Below are 15,450 nucleotides of genomic sequence, written 5' to 3'. Positions count from 1 at the left end.
TCGCCCCTGGTCAGGGCGCCTGGATCGGCCAGGGTGAGGCGTGGTCCGGTGTGGCGCTCGTTGATCGACCGGCTTGGGTCACATCCCGGTGATCGCCGCGTTTTCATGTTGGTGATCTTGATGGTTGGGTGATGCTGGGCTTCATGGAAAGTGGGGCGCGGCGTCGGGTGCTCGGGTTCGTGTTGCTGCTTGTGGCGGCGGGTGTGGTGGCGGCAGTGGTTCCGTTGTTGCCGTCGTCGTGGCCGCTGGCGGTGCGGGCGCTGTTGGGGACGGTGGGGGCTATCGCGGGGGCGGCGGCGGGTTTCTTCGCCGGTGAGGCGATCATGGCTCGCCGCAGGGTCGTGGAGGGCGAGCGGGCGGCGGTGGCGGAGTCGGAGGCGCGCCGGGGCGCCCTGGTCGGGACGCGTGAATTGGCGGCGTCCGATGAGGAGAGTGTGGCGGGGTTGCTGCGGCCGGAGCGTGCGGTGGTGGAGTTCGTTGGGCGGGTGGATGAGCTGGAGCGGTTGCGGGAGTGGTGTGCTGATGAGGCGGCGTGTCCGGTGTGGTTGGTGACGGGCGCGGGTGGGGTGGGCAAGACCCGCTTGGGCATGCGGCTGGCCGAGTCGCTGCCCTTTGGGGAGTGGGAGTGTCAGCCGGTCAAGCCGGGTGATGAGGTCGCGGCGGTGCAGGCGGCCGGCCGGGTGGGGCAGCGGGTGCTGTTGCTGGTCGATTACGCCGAGACCCGTCCTGGCCTGGCGGCGATGTTGACCGAGGTGGCGGCGTGTGAGGCGGTGGGGGATGCGGGCGGGGTGCGGGTGTTGTTGCTGGCCCGGCAGGCGGGTGAGTGGTGGACCTCACTGGACACCGAGTCCGATGCGACGCGCGATCTCGTGGCGCGGACGCCGGTGCTGGAGTTGGCGGCGGCGCTGGACGATCGGCGTGATGACGTTCAGGTCATGCAGGAGGCTTTGCCGTTCTATGCGGCGGTGCGGGGGCGTCCGGTCCCGCGGGTGAGGTTCACCGTGGGGTCGGCGGTGCGGTTGCCGGTGTTGGTGTTGCATGCGGCGGCGCTGGTGGCGGTGCTGGACGACGAGCGGGGGACCTCTGGCGGGCGGGCGGCGGCGGATCTGGGGGTGCTGGATCGGCTGCTGGGGCATGAGCGCCGGTTGTGGGACAAGGCCGCCAGGCGTGCCGGGCTGGCGGTGCGGTTGCCGGTGCTGGAGCAGGTCGTGGCGGCGGCCGTGCTCTTGCTGGACCCGGAGGAGGAGGGGGACGAGTCGTCCCTGCGGGCGGTGATCAGACGGGTGCCGGACCTGGCGGTCGCCGATGAGGAGCGGGTGGGGGCGCTGGCGGGATGGCTGCGGCAGTTGTATCCGGTGCAGGGCGGGCGGGTGGAGCTGCTGCGCCCTGACCTGCTGGCCGAGCGGCATGCCACCAGCCAGTTGGCGGCACATGAGCTGTTGCGGCGCGCTTGTCTCACCGGTCTGGGGTCGTCTGAGGCGGTGCGGGCGTTGACGGTGCTGGCGCGCGCGTGTGCTCATCATGACCGCGCGCCGGGGTTGATCGAGGAGATGTTGCGGCGGGATCTGGCGGGGTTGGCGCGTGCGGCGATCGTGGTCGCGGAGCGGACCGGTACGCGGCTGGGTGACCTGCTGGCCGATGTGCTGAGGGATGTCCCGGCCACGCTGGAGGATCTCCGGCGTATTGCGGAGAGGATCCCCTATCCGACGGTGGCGCTGGCGACCGCGGACGCGGTGGTCACGCGGCGGGTGCGCGACCTTCTCCCTGCTGACGCCGATCCCGCAGAGGTGGCCAGTTGGAGCCGGCACCTGGCGGTGGCTCTCGGCCAGCTGGGGCGGCGGGAGGAAGCACTGGAGGCCGTCACCGAAGCCGTCTCGGTCTATCGCACCCTGGCCCAGGAACGCCCCGACGCATTCCTCTCCAACCTGGCGTCCTCGCTGAACAACCAGTCCAACCACCTGTCGGACCTGGGGCGGTGGGAGGAGGCGCTGGAGGCGATCACCGAGGCCGTACAGATCCGTCGCCAACTGGCCCAGGCACGACCCGACACATTTCTCCCCGACCTGGCCGGATCGCTGAGCAACAGATCCAACCGCTTGTCCGACTTGGGGCGGCGGGAGGAGGCGCTGGAGGCCAGCACCGAGGCCGTCACCGCCTACCGCACCCTGGCCGAAGCACGACCCGGTGCCTTTCTCCCTGACCTGGCCATGTCGCTGAACAATCAGTCCAACCAGCTGTCGGGCCTGGGGCGGTGGGAGGAGGCGTTGGAGGCGATCACCGAGGCCGTCCAGATCCGTCGCCAACTGGCCCAGGCACGACCCGACACCTTTCTCCCCGACCTGGCCATGTCGCTGAACAACCAGTCCAACCGTTTGTCGGACCTGGGTCAGCGAGAGGAGGCGTTGGGCGCGATCACCGAAGCCGTCCAGATCCGTCGGGAACTGGCCCGGGCGCGGCCCGATGCCTTTCTCCCTGATCTGGCGATGTCGTTGAACAATCAGTCCAACCGTTTGTCGGACCTGGGGCAGCCGGAGGAGGCGCTGGAGGCGATCACCGAGGCCGTGACGGCCTACCGCACCCTGGCCGAAGCGCGGCCCGATGCTTTTCTCCCTGACTTGGCGATGTCGTTGAATAACCGCTCCAACCGTTTGTCGGACTTGGGGCGGCGGGAGGAGGCGCTGGAGGCGATCACCGAGGCCGTGACGGCTTACCGCACCCTGGCCGAAGCGCAGCCCGATGCCTTTCTCTCTGACTTGGCGATGTCGCTGAACAATCAGTCCAACCACCTGGCGAAGCTGGGGCGGCGGGAGGAGGCGCTGGAGGCGATCACCGAAGCCGTCCAGATCCGCCGACGACTGGTCCGGACGCAGCCCGATGCCTTCTTCCCCGATCTGGCGTCCTCGCTGAACAATCAGTCCAATCGCCTGTCGGACTTGGGGCGGCGGGAGGAGGCGTTGGAGGCGATCACCGAGGCCGTGACGGCCTACCGCACCCTGGCGGAAGCGCGGCCTGACGCCTTTCTCCCCAACCTGGCGGTCTCCCTGAACAATCAGTCCAACCGTCTGTCGGGCCTGGGGCGGCGGGAGGAGGCGTTGGAGGCGATCACCGAGGCCGTGACGGCCTACCGCACCCTGGCGGAAGCGCGGCCTGACGCCTTTCTCCCCAACCTCGCGTCCTCGCTGAACAACCAGTCCATCCGCCTAGGGACACTGGGACGGCAGGTAGAAGCACTGCGCACCATCGATGAGGCGTTGCAAATCCGTCAGCGTCTGGCCCGTGCGCGACCGAGCGTGCATCAAGCCGAGCTCGACCAGTCTCAGCGAATCAAAGAATGGCTGGAGAACACGCCGGACCGAACATGACCGCTAGGCGGGACGGTCCGCGACGAGCGGGGTGTCGACGCCGATCGCGCCGTAAGCCTGGGCGCCGCCCGGATTTCCGATGGGTTCCGAACGTCCCGGCAGCATCCCCTGGAAGAAGGCGCGCGAGTCGTCGAGGTGCACTTTCAGTTCCGGGTCCTTGCGCGCCTTCCGGTCGACGAAGATGGCGCCGACAGGGCATTCGACCTCGCAGGCTCCGCAGTCGATGCATTCACCGGGGTTGATGTAGCTCTTGCGGGCGCCCTCGTAGATGCAGTCGACGGGGCATACATCGACGCATGAACGATCCAAGATGTCGATGCAGTCGGAGCCGATGACGTAGCTCATTTTCATGGTCCTCTCAGGCGACGTCGGTCGAATGGCCGGGGAACAGGGTGAGGTCAGGATCGAGATCGACCGCGACGTGGTTCATCGCGGTCGCCACCTCGCCGAAGCCGACCGACATGAGCCTGACCTTGCCGTCGTATTCGGTCAGGTCTCCGGCCGCGTACACGCGGGGAAGGTTGGTGCGCATGCTCCGGTCGACGGCCACGGACCGGCCCCGCAGGTCCAGGCCCCAGTCGCGGAGCGGGCCTAGGTCGCTGATGAAACCGAGCGCCGCGATCACGTGATCGGCGGCGACGACGGTCTCGTCGCCGCTCCGGCCGCGGAGGGTGACCTTGGTGAGCGTCCCGGATTCCAGGTCGCCGTCGAGGCGCACGACCTCGGTGTCGGTGTGGACGGCGGCCGCACCGGCGCGGACGCGGGCGAGGGTGGCGGCGTGCCCCCGGAACGCCGCCCGCCGGTGCACCAGGGTGACGCTGCGGGCGATGGGGCCGAGGGCGTCCGCCCAGTCCAGCGCGGAGTCGCCGCCCCCGACGATGACCACGTCGCGGCCGGTGTGGACGGCGGGGTCGGTCACGAAGTACGACAGGGCGACGCCGGCCCATTCCGCACCGCACGGCAGCGGGCGGGGCGTCGGCGTGCCGATGCCCGCCGTGAGCACGACCGCCCGCGCCCGCACGACGGTGCCGTCGTCCAGCGTGACGACGGGCTCACCGCCGGAGTACGCGAGCCGGACCGCCTGCCGGCCGAGCAGGTAGGCCGGATCGAACGCCGCCGCCTGGGCCGCCAGCGCGGTCACGAAGTCGCGGCCCCGGATCGCGGGGATCGCGGCGACGTCGCGGATCTCCTTCTCCGGGTACAGCGCCGTGACCTGCCCGCCGAGCGCGGGCAGCACGTCGGCCACGACCGTCGACAGGCCCCGGAACCCCGCGTAGTAGGCGCCGTACAGCCCGGTCGGGCCCGCCCCGACGATCAGGACGTCGGTGCTGATGGACTGCGGTGCGGCCATGGCCTGCCTCCAGCCGGGGATCTCGGTTCCTTCGGCGGAGGAATGTAGGAAATCCGTGGCCGCCCGGCGCCCCGCGCGGACCGCTGAACGAACCCGAGCCGAATTTCGGGACGCGGTCCGCCAGGCGAACCGCGCGCGTTGTCGGCGGCTCCCGACCGGTGGTGTCCTCCGGACCATGAGCGAGACAGCGAACGCCACCGCTCCCGGCGCGCCGAAGCGGACCGCCCGCCGTCGCCAGGGCATGCTGCCCGGCCGCCAGGACTGGTCGACCTGGCCGCACTACCAGGCGGCCGCCGCCGGGTTCCGCGGCTACTGGTACCCGGTCTGCTTCGCGGACCAGGTCGGCGAGAAGCCCCGCAAGGTGCGCCTGCTCGGAGAGGACCTCTTCCTCATCCGCGACGGCGGCCGGATCTTCGGGATGAAGGACCGGTGCCCGCATCGCGGCGTCCCGCTGAGTTACGGCAACAAGCAGTTCCCCGGCACGGTCTCCTGCGTCTACCACGGGTGGACGTTCCGGCTGGAGACCGGCGACCTCATCGCCGCGATCACCGACGGCCCGGAGTCGCCGATCTGCGGGAAGGTCAGGCAGCCCACCTACCACGTCGAGGAGCGGCTCGGCATGGCGTGGGTGTACGTCGGCGACGGCGAGCGGCCGCACCCGATCGACGAGCAGCTCCCCGAGGAGCTCGTGGACAACGCCGCCGTCCTCGGGCAGCGCATCCAGCCCCGCGCCGGCAACTGGCGGTTCGCCTGCGAGAACGGCTACGACGAGGGCCACGCCAAGTACCTGCACCGGGCCGCGCTGTGGCGGCTGTTCAAGCCCATGCCGGTGTGGAACACGACGAAGATCGTCAAGCGGGGGCGGTGGATCTACCGCGTCCAGGAGAAGCAGTACTGGGAGGCGGAGTTCCCGGGGCTCGGCCGCTGGTCCGGCCAGGCCTGGTACAAGGCGAAACCGCCGAAGGAGACCAGGAACATCGGGAACACCTCCTCGCACCGCGAGGTCAACCCGGTGATCGCGGCCCAGGAGTTTCCGGGCTTCGCGTCCGTCAGCATGCCCGGCGTGCTCCGCATCGCCTACCCGACCTTCATCCACTACGAGTTCTACGTGCCGGTCGACGCGGACAACCACCTCTACGTCGGCGTCATGGCCGACTTCCAGAAGGGCCTCAAAACTCTGCCCTTCTACGTCAAATACCTCGGCGCCGTCCGCTGGCTGTTCCACGGCCAGTTCTCCGGCCAGGACAAGTGGATGGTCGAGGTGACCGACGCGCCGCCGGAGAAGCTCTACCGTCCCGACGAGTCGCTGCTGCAGTGGCGCAGGCTCGCCGAGGACACGGCGGAGGACCGGCTGGACCGCCTCCGGGAGCAGGGACTCGCCCCCGCCGACCCCACGGCCTGAGGGGACGGCGACCGATGGCCTCCATCGTGCTCGGCGCCGGCGCCTCGCACTCGACGCTGATGAACACCCACTGGGACAAGGTCGTCCACACCGAACGCGCGGAGGCGTTCCGCGACGGCCTCGCCGCCGCCCGCGCCCGCCTCGCCGAGGCCCGGCCGGACGCCGTCGTCGTGGTCGGCTCCAACCACTTCCGCGGCTTCTGGCTGGACCTCATCCCGTCGTTCACGCTCGGGGTCGGCGAGGTCATCGCGGCGGGCGACGGCGGCACGCCGAAGGGGCCGCAGCGCACCGACCCCGAGTTCGCGCGGACGCTGGCCGCCGGGCTCGTCGAGGCGGGCACCGAGGTCGCGATCTCCGCCCGGCTCACGATCGACCACGGCCAGTCGCACGCCGTCCAATGGCTGCTGGACGGTCTCGACGTGCCGATCGTGCCGCTGGTGGTGAACGTGTTCGCCGCCCCGCTGCCCACGATGCGCCGCTGCGTCGAACTCGGCGCGAACCTCGCGGCCGCGATCGCGCGGATGCCGGGGGAGGGACGCGTCGCCGTCGTCGCCTCAGGCGGGCTGTCGCACCGGCTGCCGTGGCCGTCGGACTGGACCGACCCCGACGGCGAGGACGAGGAGTTCCTGGTCGAGGCCTGGCTCAACGGCCGCGGCCAATGGACCCGCTACGACCGGCGCCGCCGCGAGATCATCGTGGCCGCCCAACCGACGATCCACACCGGGTTCGACGAGACGTTCCTCAGCGACCTCCAACACGGAGACCTGCGCAGATACGCCGATCTCAGCTCCGGCGAGATCGAGACCCAGGCGGGCAACGGCGGGCAGGAGATCCGCACCTGGATGGTGATGGCGTCCGCGCTCGGGTTCGTCCCCGGCCGGCCGCTGGTCTACGCGCCGATGCCCGAGTGGCTCACCGGCATGGCCGCGGCCGTCATCGAACCCGCCGAAACCGAGAAGGGACGACCATGACCGTCTCGCCCCAGCGGCTCACCTCGCCCGCCGCCGGCCCGATGCCCGCGGGCCGGTACGCCGACGCCGGCGGCGTGCGCTACCACTACCTCGACCTCGGGCACGGCCCGGACACGATCTTCCTGCACGGCGGCGGCCCCGGCTGCACCGGCTGGAGCGACTTCGGGCCGGCCGCACCGCTGTTCGCGCGCGACCGCCGCTGCCTGATCGTCGACATCCTCCAGTACGGCAAGTCGGAGAAGTGCCGGATCAGCGGCCCGATGTGGGACTACCACGCCGCGAAGACGGTCGCGCTCATGGACGCGCTGGGCGTGCAGAAGGCCGACTTCATCTGCAACTCGTGGGGCGGGACGATCGCGCTCTGCCTCGCGGCGACCTACCCGGACCGGGTGCGTTCGCTGGTGATCACCGGGAGCATGCCGGTCTTCTACGGCCCGCTCGCCCCGCTGCCCGAGAAGGGGCACCGCGGCCGGAACGCCCGCGACGTCTACTACGGCGGCGAGGGCCCGACCAGGGAGAAGATGCGCTCCCTGATCACCCGCCTGGAGTGGTACGACGCGGACCGGCTCCCCGACGAGACGCTGGAGATGCGGTGGCGGCAGAGCCTCGACCCCGAGGAGCGCGAGCTCGCCGCGATGTCCGACTCGCCGCGCGGGGAGTGGCAGGACCTGACCGCCGAGCTGGGCCGCGTCGAGGCGCCCGCGCTGTTCATGTGGGGCCGTGAGGACGCCTTCCTGACCCCCGACTACCCGATGATGCTCGCCCGCATGGTGAAGAACGGAAACCTGCACGTGATGGACCACGTCTCCCACCATTTGCAGGAGGAGCGTCCCGCCGCCTACCACGCGATCGTGGACGGCTTCCTGCGCTCCGTCGCCCACCCGTGACGCCCGAAAGTGAGGGGAACATGAACAAGATCTACGTCCTCGGCGCCATCGTCCTCGCCGTCATCGGGCTTGCGCTCGCGAGCCGCCGCATGGCGGCCTACCAGGCCCTGCTCCCCAGGGTCACCGACCGGATCAACACCCGGGTGACCCGCATCAACCAGCACTGACCGCGAGGAAAGCGACATGAGCAACGACCTGGCCCGCACCATCTGGACCGAGCTGGCCGACCTGGACTTCCGCCTGTCGACCGTCGACGCGGGCGGCATCCCGACCCGCTCCCTGCGCACCGGCGACGGCGCCGAGGCCGTGATCTTCCTGCACGGGACGTCGGGCCACCTGGAGGCGTTCGCCCGCAACCTCCGCGCCCACGCCGAGCGGTACAGCTGCCACGCGATCGACATGCTCGGGCACGGGTACACGGGCAAGCCCGACCACCCCTACGAGATCCCGCGCTACCGCGACCACCTGCTCGCCTACATGGACGCCGTCGGCATCGGCAAGGCGCACATCGTCGGCGAGTCCCTCGGCGGCTGGGTCGGCGGGCGGACCGCCATCGACGCCCCCGACCGGATCGCGTCGCTGCAGCTGCTGTGCGCGGGCGGCACGGTCGCCAACCCGGAGGTGATGGAGCGGATCCGGACGAGCACCCGGCGCGCGGTCCAGACCGATGACGTCGTGCTGACCCGCCGCCGGATGCGGCTGCTGATGGCGGACCCGGCCAACGCGACCGAGGAGCTCGTCGCCGTCCGGCACGAGATCTACCACCGCCCCGGCTTCGTCGCGAACATCGACAACCTGCTGTGCCTGCAAGACCTCGAAACACGGCTGCGGAACATCCTGAAGCCGGCGGACCTGGCGCAGATCACCGCCCCGACCCTGATCGTCTGGGGCCGCGACAACCCGTTCGGCGACGTCCCGGAGGCCACCGCCATGCACGACGCGATCCCGGGCTCCGAACTCGTCCTCTTCGACGACTGCGGCCACTGGCCGCAGCACGAGCAGCCCGACCGGTACAACGACCTGAGCCTGCGCTTCCTCGCCAAGCACCCGCTGAAATGAGCATCGACGAGGCCGTCGCGCAGGTGATGGGCCAGGTCACCGGCGAGGACCTCCGCGCCGCCATCACCGGCGTCGTCGACATCGCGAGCCCCACGGGGGCGGAGGGCGAGCTGGCGTCCTGGATCGCCGCCCGCCTCGCCCGGACCGCCCGCGTCGAGTCGCACGTCCAGCGGATCGACGGGCTCCAGGCGAACGCGGCCGCCGTCCTCCGCGGCTCCGGCAACGGCCCGTCGACACTGCTCTACGCGCCCCTGGACACGTTCACGACAGGGGACCCTCGCTGGGACGTCCCAGGGGCCGCCCGCCGCATGCGCCCCGACATGCTGCCTCGGGCACAGGTGCACGGCGACCTCGTCCAGGGGCTGGGCGCGGGCAATCCGAAGGGGCACGCGGCCTGCGTCCTGATCGCCTTCGAAGCGCTCGCGGCCGCGGGCATCGACCTGGCCGGGGACGTGGTCGCCGGGTTCGGGGCGGGCGGCATGCCCGCGTTCGCGATAGAAGGCGCCGGAACCCCGGGCCGCGCCAACACCGGGCACGGCGTCGGCGCCGCGTTCCTGGCCGAGCGCGGCTTCACCACCGACCACGCGGTGATCGCGAAGCCGGGCTGGAACGTCTCCCACGAAGAGGTCGGGCTGGTCTGGCTCGACGTCATCGTGCCCGGCGAGCACACCTACGTCGGGAGCAGGCACCGGATGCCGTACCGCAACGCCGTCGCGCTGAGCGGGGTCGTCGCGATCCGGCTGGAGGACTGGTTCGAGGAGTACGCCGCCCGGCACGAGCACGGCACCATGCGTCCGCAGGGCGTGGTGTCGTCCATCGACGGCGGCCTCGCCCATTTGGCCGCCTCGACGCCCGCGACCGTGCGGCTACGCGCGGACGTGCGCCTGACGACCCGGCAGACGCCCGCGGCCGTGACGCGGGAGGTCCGCGCGTTCGTGACCGCGCTGGGCCGGGAACTCGGCGCCGACCTGCGCGTCGAGCAGATCGCCGCCGTACCCGCCTCCCGCACCGACCCGGACGCACCGGTCATCCGCGCCGCGATCGAGGCCTGGGAGGCGGTCGCCGGCGTCCCGCACCGGCCGATCATGGAGAACAGCGGGGCCACCGACGCCAACATCCTCCGCATGCGCGGCATCCCCACCGCCCGCGTCGGCATGCCGAAGGCCCCAGAGGGCCCGGAAGGCGAGAGCGTCGACTTCACCCTCGGCATGAACCTGGTGGACGTCCGCGAGGCACACCGGCTGGTCGAAACCCTGATCCGAACCGTCCTCCTGCTCGACGCTCGCACACTGCCTACCCTGAACTGATCGCGCGGTACGCCGGAGACGAAGGTCCGGCTGGACTGCCCGAGCCCGGGACCGGCGCAGGTGCTGCTGGGCGGGATCCACCCCGAGAGCCGATTCAGCGACTCGTGGCGGCGGCGGGACATTAGTGGGGCCGGGGCGCTATGACAGCGTGGCGGGGTGTTCCGTGGCCCCTACACGGGTTGGACGGCGCTGTACCCCTTAGGGGTTGAGGGTGTGTGGTGACCGCGTAGAACAGGGGTTTGCAGACGGCCGTGTGCGCATGAGAATTCCCACAATGGTCCGACTGCGTGAAGGGGGAACCGTGCAGGTGGGGAGCGAGACGTGGCCGCCGCGGCTGCGCCCGGTGGCCGGGCAGCGGGCGCTGCGCGACGTCTTCGGGAACTTTCCCAGCGGCGTGGTCGGGCTCTGCGCGCTGGACGAGGACGGGGCCGCCGCGGGCATGGCGGTCAGCTCGTTCACCTCGGTGTCGCTGGACCCGCCGCTCGTGTCGGTCTGCGTGGCCGAGTCGTCGCGGACGTGGGGGCAGGTGCGCGGTGCTCGCACCGTCGGGGTCAGTGTGCTCGGGGAGCGTGACGGGGTGCTGTGCCGGGCGCTGGCCGGCCCGGCGGACGGCCGGTTCGACGGGGTCGACTGGACGGCGCGTGACGGCGGGGCCGTGTTCCTGCGCGGCGCCGTCGCGTGGCTGGAGTGCGCCGTCGCCGCGGAGGTGCCCGCGGGCGACCATGTGATCGTGCTGCTGGAGGTGCGGGCGGCGAGCAGCGTGCCGTGGGAGCGGCCGCTGGTCTTCCAGGGTGGCCGGTTCTGGACGCTCAGTGAGGGCGGTGGGCGGCTCGTCGACCGGCTCGACGGCGCCCTGCTGGACGAGATGGTCGGCCTGGCCCAGCACGGAAGTGTCGAGCGGGTGCTGACACTCCCGTGCTGGCAGGTCCGGCGGACGGGTTGAGCAGGGTCAGGCGGGGGTGCCGAGTGCCTTGGCGAGGTTCGGGCGGCGCGACACGTTGAGCTTGCGGTAGACGCGGGTGAGGTGCTGCTCGACGGTGCTGACCGTGATGAACAGCTCGCTGGCGATCTGCCGGTTGGAGAAGCCCGCCGCGGCGAGCGAGGCGACGCGCTGCTCGGCGTCGCTCAGCTCCGCGGTGGGGCCCGCGAACCGCAGCGGCTTGTCCCCGTCGCGGTCCGCGCCGGCGCCGGGCAGCGCCGCCTCGAGCGCCTCCAGCCCGCATTTCTTGATCAGCGGCCGGGCCCGGGAGGCGGCCTCGCAGGCGCCGTCCTCGTCGCCGAGCGCCGTCCGGGCCAGGCTCAGCTCGGTGAGGACGGTCGCCAGCCCCACCAGGTCGGCCGTCTTCTCCAGGGCGGACACCGCCTCGGCGAGCCGGGCGGCCCGCTCCTCCGGCCCGGCGAGCTCGGCCAGGACCCGCAGCGACGCGCCGCGCGTCCGGTCGTCCCAGGACATGGTCAGCGCCATCTGCTCCTCCACCAGCGCGCGGGCCCGCTCGGTGCGGCCGAGGTGCAGGCAGGCGCGGGCCGCCTCGCCGCGCCAGGGCACCAGCGCGGGCTGGTCGTTGCCCCAGGCGCGCATCAGGTCGCCGCAGGAGCCGAAGTCGGCGAGCGCGGTCACGTGCTGCCCGATCGCGGCGTGGTAGTGGCCGCGCGCGAACATGTAGTAGAGGCCCGGCAGGGTCTCGAACATGCCGTCCGGCAGCGGGACCCGCAGGAACCTGGCGGCCTCGTCGTAGTGTCCGCGGGCGGTGGCGATCTGGATCGAGCTGGACAGCGCCAGCCCGAGGGCCATCCCCCAGCTGCGGTTGGACAGCAGGGTCAGGGCGCGCTGCGCGTGCCCCTCGGCGGCGCGCAGGTCGCCGCGCCGCACCTCGATGATCGAGCTGGTGGTGGACAGCAGCGCCTGCCAGGTCAGCGACCCGCGCCGCTCGGACGCCTTCAGCAGGATGTCGATCCAGGCGGCGGCACGGTCCAGCTCCTCGGTGTAGACGAGGACGGCCAGCGCGGTCAGCGCGGGCACCAGGACCGAGTCGTCCAGCCGGGTGCTGAGCAGCACTTGTTCGGCCGCGATGAGCAGGTCGTCGTCCATCTCGCCACCCGCGATCACCGCGACCTCGACGGAGTGGTCGTCGGGCGGCGCGCCGTCCAGGTCGGCCAGCAGCGTCGGATACAGCCAGGAGCGGAAGCGGGAGGCCCAGCCGGTCGCCGGCAGCCGGTCGGTCCCGCCGGTGAGCAGCGCGCGCGCCTGCTCCCGGCGGCCGTGCCACAGCAGGTAGGTGACGAGGTCCTCGGTCTGGCGGTCGGTGAGCCGGCCGGCCGCCGCGGCGGCCCGCAGCTCGGGCAGCAGCCGGACGACCTGGAGCGGGTCGACCTGCCATTCGGCGCTGGCCAGCTCCGCGGTGAACTGGGCCTCGTCGCCGCCGTGCGCGGCGGCGGCCTGCCGCGCCAGCCGCAGGTAGCGGATCGCGCTGGGGAAGTCGCCGTCGCGCTGCTCGTGGTCGGCGGCCTGGCGCAGCACGTCGAGCATCCAGCCGTCGCCGACCGTGCCCGCCTCGGCCAGCGGCCGGGCCACCCGGGCGGCGGGCTCACCGTCCTCGCGCAGCGCGCGGGCCGCGTGCAGGTGCATCGCGGCTCGCTCGCGGGCGGGGACCTTGGCGTACAGGGCGTCGCGGGCGGCCTGGTCCCGGAAGCGGCCGCCGGCCAGCAGGCCGATCGTCTCCAGGCTCTGCAGGGCCGGCGTGATGTCGGCGGGGTCGGCGTCGAGCATCCGGCCGAGCAGGGCGGGCGTCGGGGCGGCGTCCTCGCCGAGCACGGCGACCGCCCGCGCGCAGTCCACGACCGCGGGATGGGCGCGGTGCAGGCACTGCCAGACGGCCTGGACGTAGTCGTTGCCCGCCACCGCGTGCGGCTGCGCCGGGCGGGCGGCGCGGGTGTCGGCCACCAGGGCGTCGAGCAGCAGCGGGTTGCCGCCGCTCAGCCGGCGGAACGACTCCAGGCCCTCGTCCGGGACGGGGCCGCCGAGCCCGCGGGTCACGATCCCGGCGACCGCCTGCGCCGCCAGCGGGCGCAGCCGGATGTGCCGGCAGTGCGGCTGGCTGCGCAGCTCGGCGGAGAAGGACGCGCGCTCGTCCAGCGGGCAGGACGACAGGGTCAGCGCGACCACGATCGGCGCCGTCTCCAGCCGGCGGGTGAGGTGCATCAGGGCGCGCAGCACCGCCTCGTCGGCGTGATGGACGTCGTCCACGCCGACGACGACGGGCACTTCGGCCGCCAGCTCGTGCACCGGTTTCCACATGCGGTGCAGCGTGGAGCTCGACGGGGCGGGGTCGCCGTCGGCGGGGTGCTGCGCCGGCGTGCCGGCCGCGGCGGCGGGCAGCCGCGGGTGCTGGGCGAGCTGCCCGAACAGCTCGGCGACGCCGTTCTCGGTGCGCGCCGCGGTGGCGCTGATGAACACTGCCCCCTGTTTCTCCGCATGGTCGGCGAATGTCCGCAGCAGGGTCGTCTTGCCGTAGCCGGTTGGCCCGGTGATCACGGCGACCCGGCCCCTGCCCTCCAAGCTCGCCGCGAGTAGGGAGGACAGGATTCCTAATTCTGCTTCACGTTCCACGTTCAGCTCACCCCCGTGGTGCCGATGGAACTACTGGGCTGTTCGTTGTGCGGGGATTGAAGCTGAGCCTCTCACCGGCTCGGCGGGACGGGCAAGGACGCCCGCTCCCGGACAGGGAGAAGTCCGATGGGCGGATGGCGGAGCGTCCAGGTATCATTTCCCGCCCGCGAAGGTCAGCGGTGCAGGCTCCGTACCTCGTTGAGCCGGCCGAGACCGTCGAGCGCGACGTCGGTGTCGAGCCCGAAGTCGATGAGGCACGCGAGGTCGTCCACGCCGATGTCGGCGAGGGTGGTGACCATCTTCACCGCGTCCTCGACCGTGCCGAACAGGCCCCCGGTGTCGAAGTAGCGGTCGAAGGAGCGGGCGACGAGGAAGTCCAGGTCGGCCGGGGTCAGCCGGTCCAGGTCGATGCCCGGCATGTCGGCGCTGATCGCCCGCGCGAACAGCCCGATGGAGCTGCGCAGGTAGGCGCTGAACGGGTCGCGTACCAGTTCCCTGACCTCGTCGCGGTCGGTGCCGATGTAGGTGTGCAGCATCAGCGCCACGGTGCCGCGGTCGCCGCCGTGGTGTTCGGCGTGCGCCTCGCGGTAGACATCGATCTTGCCCGCCAGCGTGTCCAGGTCCTGGCCCAGCAGGTGGGTGAGGATGCCGATGCCCAGCTCACCGGCCTTGCGGAAGGTCTCGACCGAGCCCGCGCTGGTGAGCCAGACGGGGAGCTCCGGCTGCACCGGCGGGGGATAGATCCGCACCGCCGAGGTGGCGCCGGTGCCGTCGGTGAACTCCAGTTCCTCCTGCCGCCACAGCCGCCGGACGGCCTCCACCGTGTCGATCAGCACCCGCTTGCTGTCGCGGAAGTTCTCCGCGCGGAGGGTGAAGTCGACGGCGTTCCACCCGGAGGCGAAGGAGATGCCGACCCGGCCGCCGGACAGGTTGTCGACGACCGACCACTCCTCGGCGATGCGGACGGGATGGTGCAGCGGCGCGACGACGCTGCCCGCGCGGAGCGAGACCCGCTCGGTGATCGTCGCCAAGGCCGCCGACGTCACCGCCGGGTTCGGATAGAGACCGCCGAAAGAATGGAAGTGACGCTCCGGCGTCCAGATCGCCGTGAAATCGTTCGCGTCGGCGAACTTGGCTCCCTCGACGAGAAGCTGATACCTGTTCTCTGCGGCGGTTCCGGTGTCCGCGAAATAGAACAGACCGAAGTCCACGGCTATGGCCCCCTTGAGGTCGATCGCTATTTTCTGACCGGCCGCTCGGGATCATCGGCCGCCGAATCGAGCGCTTCTTACTCGCCGCTACGCAAGATAACTCGCGGACCGACTCGGCGAACCCCTATGACGCCCCCTATCCGCTGCCGCGGCGCCCCCTATCAGCGTCCCGTCGTTTGTTGTGGTCCGGCGCGACCGCTTCTTGTTGACACCTATTCACGTTTGGTCACCCGGTCGCGACGCGAATCGGGCGGACCCCCCCGGCGGGGCGTCCGGCCGATTCCCGTGCGGCG

Annotated in this window: 12 protein-coding genes; 8 read left to right on the top strand and 4 right to left on the bottom strand. The window is 71.6% G+C overall.

What is annotated here, in order from left to right:
* Positions 1 to 131 precede the first annotated feature (131 nt).
* Entirely contained in the window at positions 132 to 3,362 is a 3,231-nt protein-coding gene (locus tag ACH34S_RS41115) for a tetratricopeptide repeat protein (protein ID WP_395958360.1), read from the top strand.
* Between the two features lie 3 nt (positions 3,363 to 3,365).
* Here the strand turns inward: ACH34S_RS41115 and fdxA are convergent, their stop codons facing one another.
* Both fdxA and ACH34S_RS41105 read right to left on the bottom strand, forming a co-directional pair.
* A complete protein-coding gene (fdxA, locus tag ACH34S_RS41110) occupies positions 3,366 to 3,707 on the bottom strand; it encodes a ferredoxin (RefSeq protein WP_395958359.1) in 342 nt (113 codons plus the stop codon).
* Between the two features lie 13 nt (positions 3,708 to 3,720).
* Positions 3,721 to 4,713: an NAD(P)/FAD-dependent oxidoreductase gene (locus tag ACH34S_RS41105; RefSeq protein ID WP_395958358.1), complete on the bottom strand. Its 993-nt coding sequence runs from the start codon at positions 4,711 to 4,713 to the stop codon at positions 3,721 to 3,723.
* Between the two features lie 175 nt (positions 4,714 to 4,888).
* Between ACH34S_RS41105 and ACH34S_RS41100 the strand changes: the two genes are divergently transcribed.
* The 7 genes from ACH34S_RS41100 (at position 4,889) to ACH34S_RS41070 (ending at position 11,282) form a co-directional block, all read left to right on the top strand.
* The gene (locus tag ACH34S_RS41100) at positions 4,889 to 6,115 is read left to right on the top strand and encodes a Rieske 2Fe-2S domain-containing protein (protein ID WP_395958357.1); all 1,227 of its coding nucleotides are present in this window, start codon (positions 4,889 to 4,891) and stop codon (positions 6,113 to 6,115) included.
* A 14-nt stretch (positions 6,116 to 6,129) separates the two neighbouring features.
* Positions 6,130 to 7,086, top strand: coding sequence for a hypothetical protein (locus ACH34S_RS41095; protein ID WP_395958355.1), 957 nt, complete (start codon positions 6,130 to 6,132; stop codon positions 7,084 to 7,086).
* On the top strand, positions 7,083 to 7,973 hold the full coding sequence (locus ACH34S_RS41090) for an alpha/beta fold hydrolase (RefSeq protein ID WP_395958354.1): 891 nt from the start codon (positions 7,083 to 7,085) through the stop codon (positions 7,971 to 7,973). Before ACH34S_RS41095 ends, ACH34S_RS41090 begins: the two co-directional genes overlap by 4 nt.
* 20 nt (positions 7,974 to 7,993) lie before the next feature.
* Positions 7,994 to 8,140 (top strand): hypothetical protein, encoded by a 147-nt coding sequence (locus tag ACH34S_RS41085; RefSeq protein WP_395958353.1) that lies wholly within the window; start codon positions 7,994 to 7,996, stop codon positions 8,138 to 8,140.
* A gap of 16 nt (positions 8,141 to 8,156) precedes the next feature.
* Positions 8,157 to 9,032 carry an alpha/beta fold hydrolase gene (locus tag ACH34S_RS41080; RefSeq protein WP_395958352.1) on the top strand — a complete coding sequence of 292 codons (876 nt, stop codon included), beginning with the start codon at positions 8,157 to 8,159 and terminating at the stop codon, positions 9,030 to 9,032.
* Positions 9,029 to 10,339, top strand: coding sequence for a M20/M25/M40 family metallo-hydrolase (locus tag ACH34S_RS41075; RefSeq protein ID WP_395958351.1), 1,311 nt, complete (start codon positions 9,029 to 9,031; stop codon positions 10,337 to 10,339). Before ACH34S_RS41080 ends, ACH34S_RS41075 begins: the two co-directional genes overlap by 4 nt.
* 301 nt (positions 10,340 to 10,640) lie before the next feature.
* Positions 10,641 to 11,282, top strand: coding sequence for a flavin reductase family protein (locus ACH34S_RS41070; RefSeq protein WP_395958350.1), 642 nt, complete (start codon positions 10,641 to 10,643; stop codon positions 11,280 to 11,282).
* Positions 11,283 to 11,288: 6 nt separating this feature from the next.
* On the opposite strand, the gene ACH34S_RS41065 is transcribed toward ACH34S_RS41070, so the two are convergent.
* Together ACH34S_RS41065 and ACH34S_RS41060 are read right to left on the bottom strand one after the other, a co-directional pair.
* A complete protein-coding gene (locus ACH34S_RS41065; RefSeq protein ID WP_395958349.1) occupies positions 11,289 to 13,946 on the bottom strand; it encodes an AAA family ATPase in 2,658 nt (885 codons plus the stop codon).
* A gap of 173 nt (positions 13,947 to 14,119) precedes the next feature.
* Positions 14,120 to 15,157, bottom strand: a complete 1,038-nt coding sequence (locus ACH34S_RS41060) for an LLM class flavin-dependent oxidoreductase (protein WP_395958348.1) — start codon at positions 15,155 to 15,157, stop codon at positions 14,120 to 14,122.
* Between the last annotated feature and the right edge of the window lie 293 nt (positions 15,158 to 15,450).

Origin of the sequence: Actinomadura sp. 3N508 (genome assembly GCF_044326375.1) — a bacterium.
In the GTDB taxonomy this organism is placed as follows: Bacteria; Actinomycetota; Actinomycetes; order Streptosporangiales; family Streptosporangiaceae; genus Spirillospora.
The sequence above is the reverse complement of the archived record's forward strand: the minus strand, read 5'-3'. Positions and strand labels throughout refer to the sequence as shown.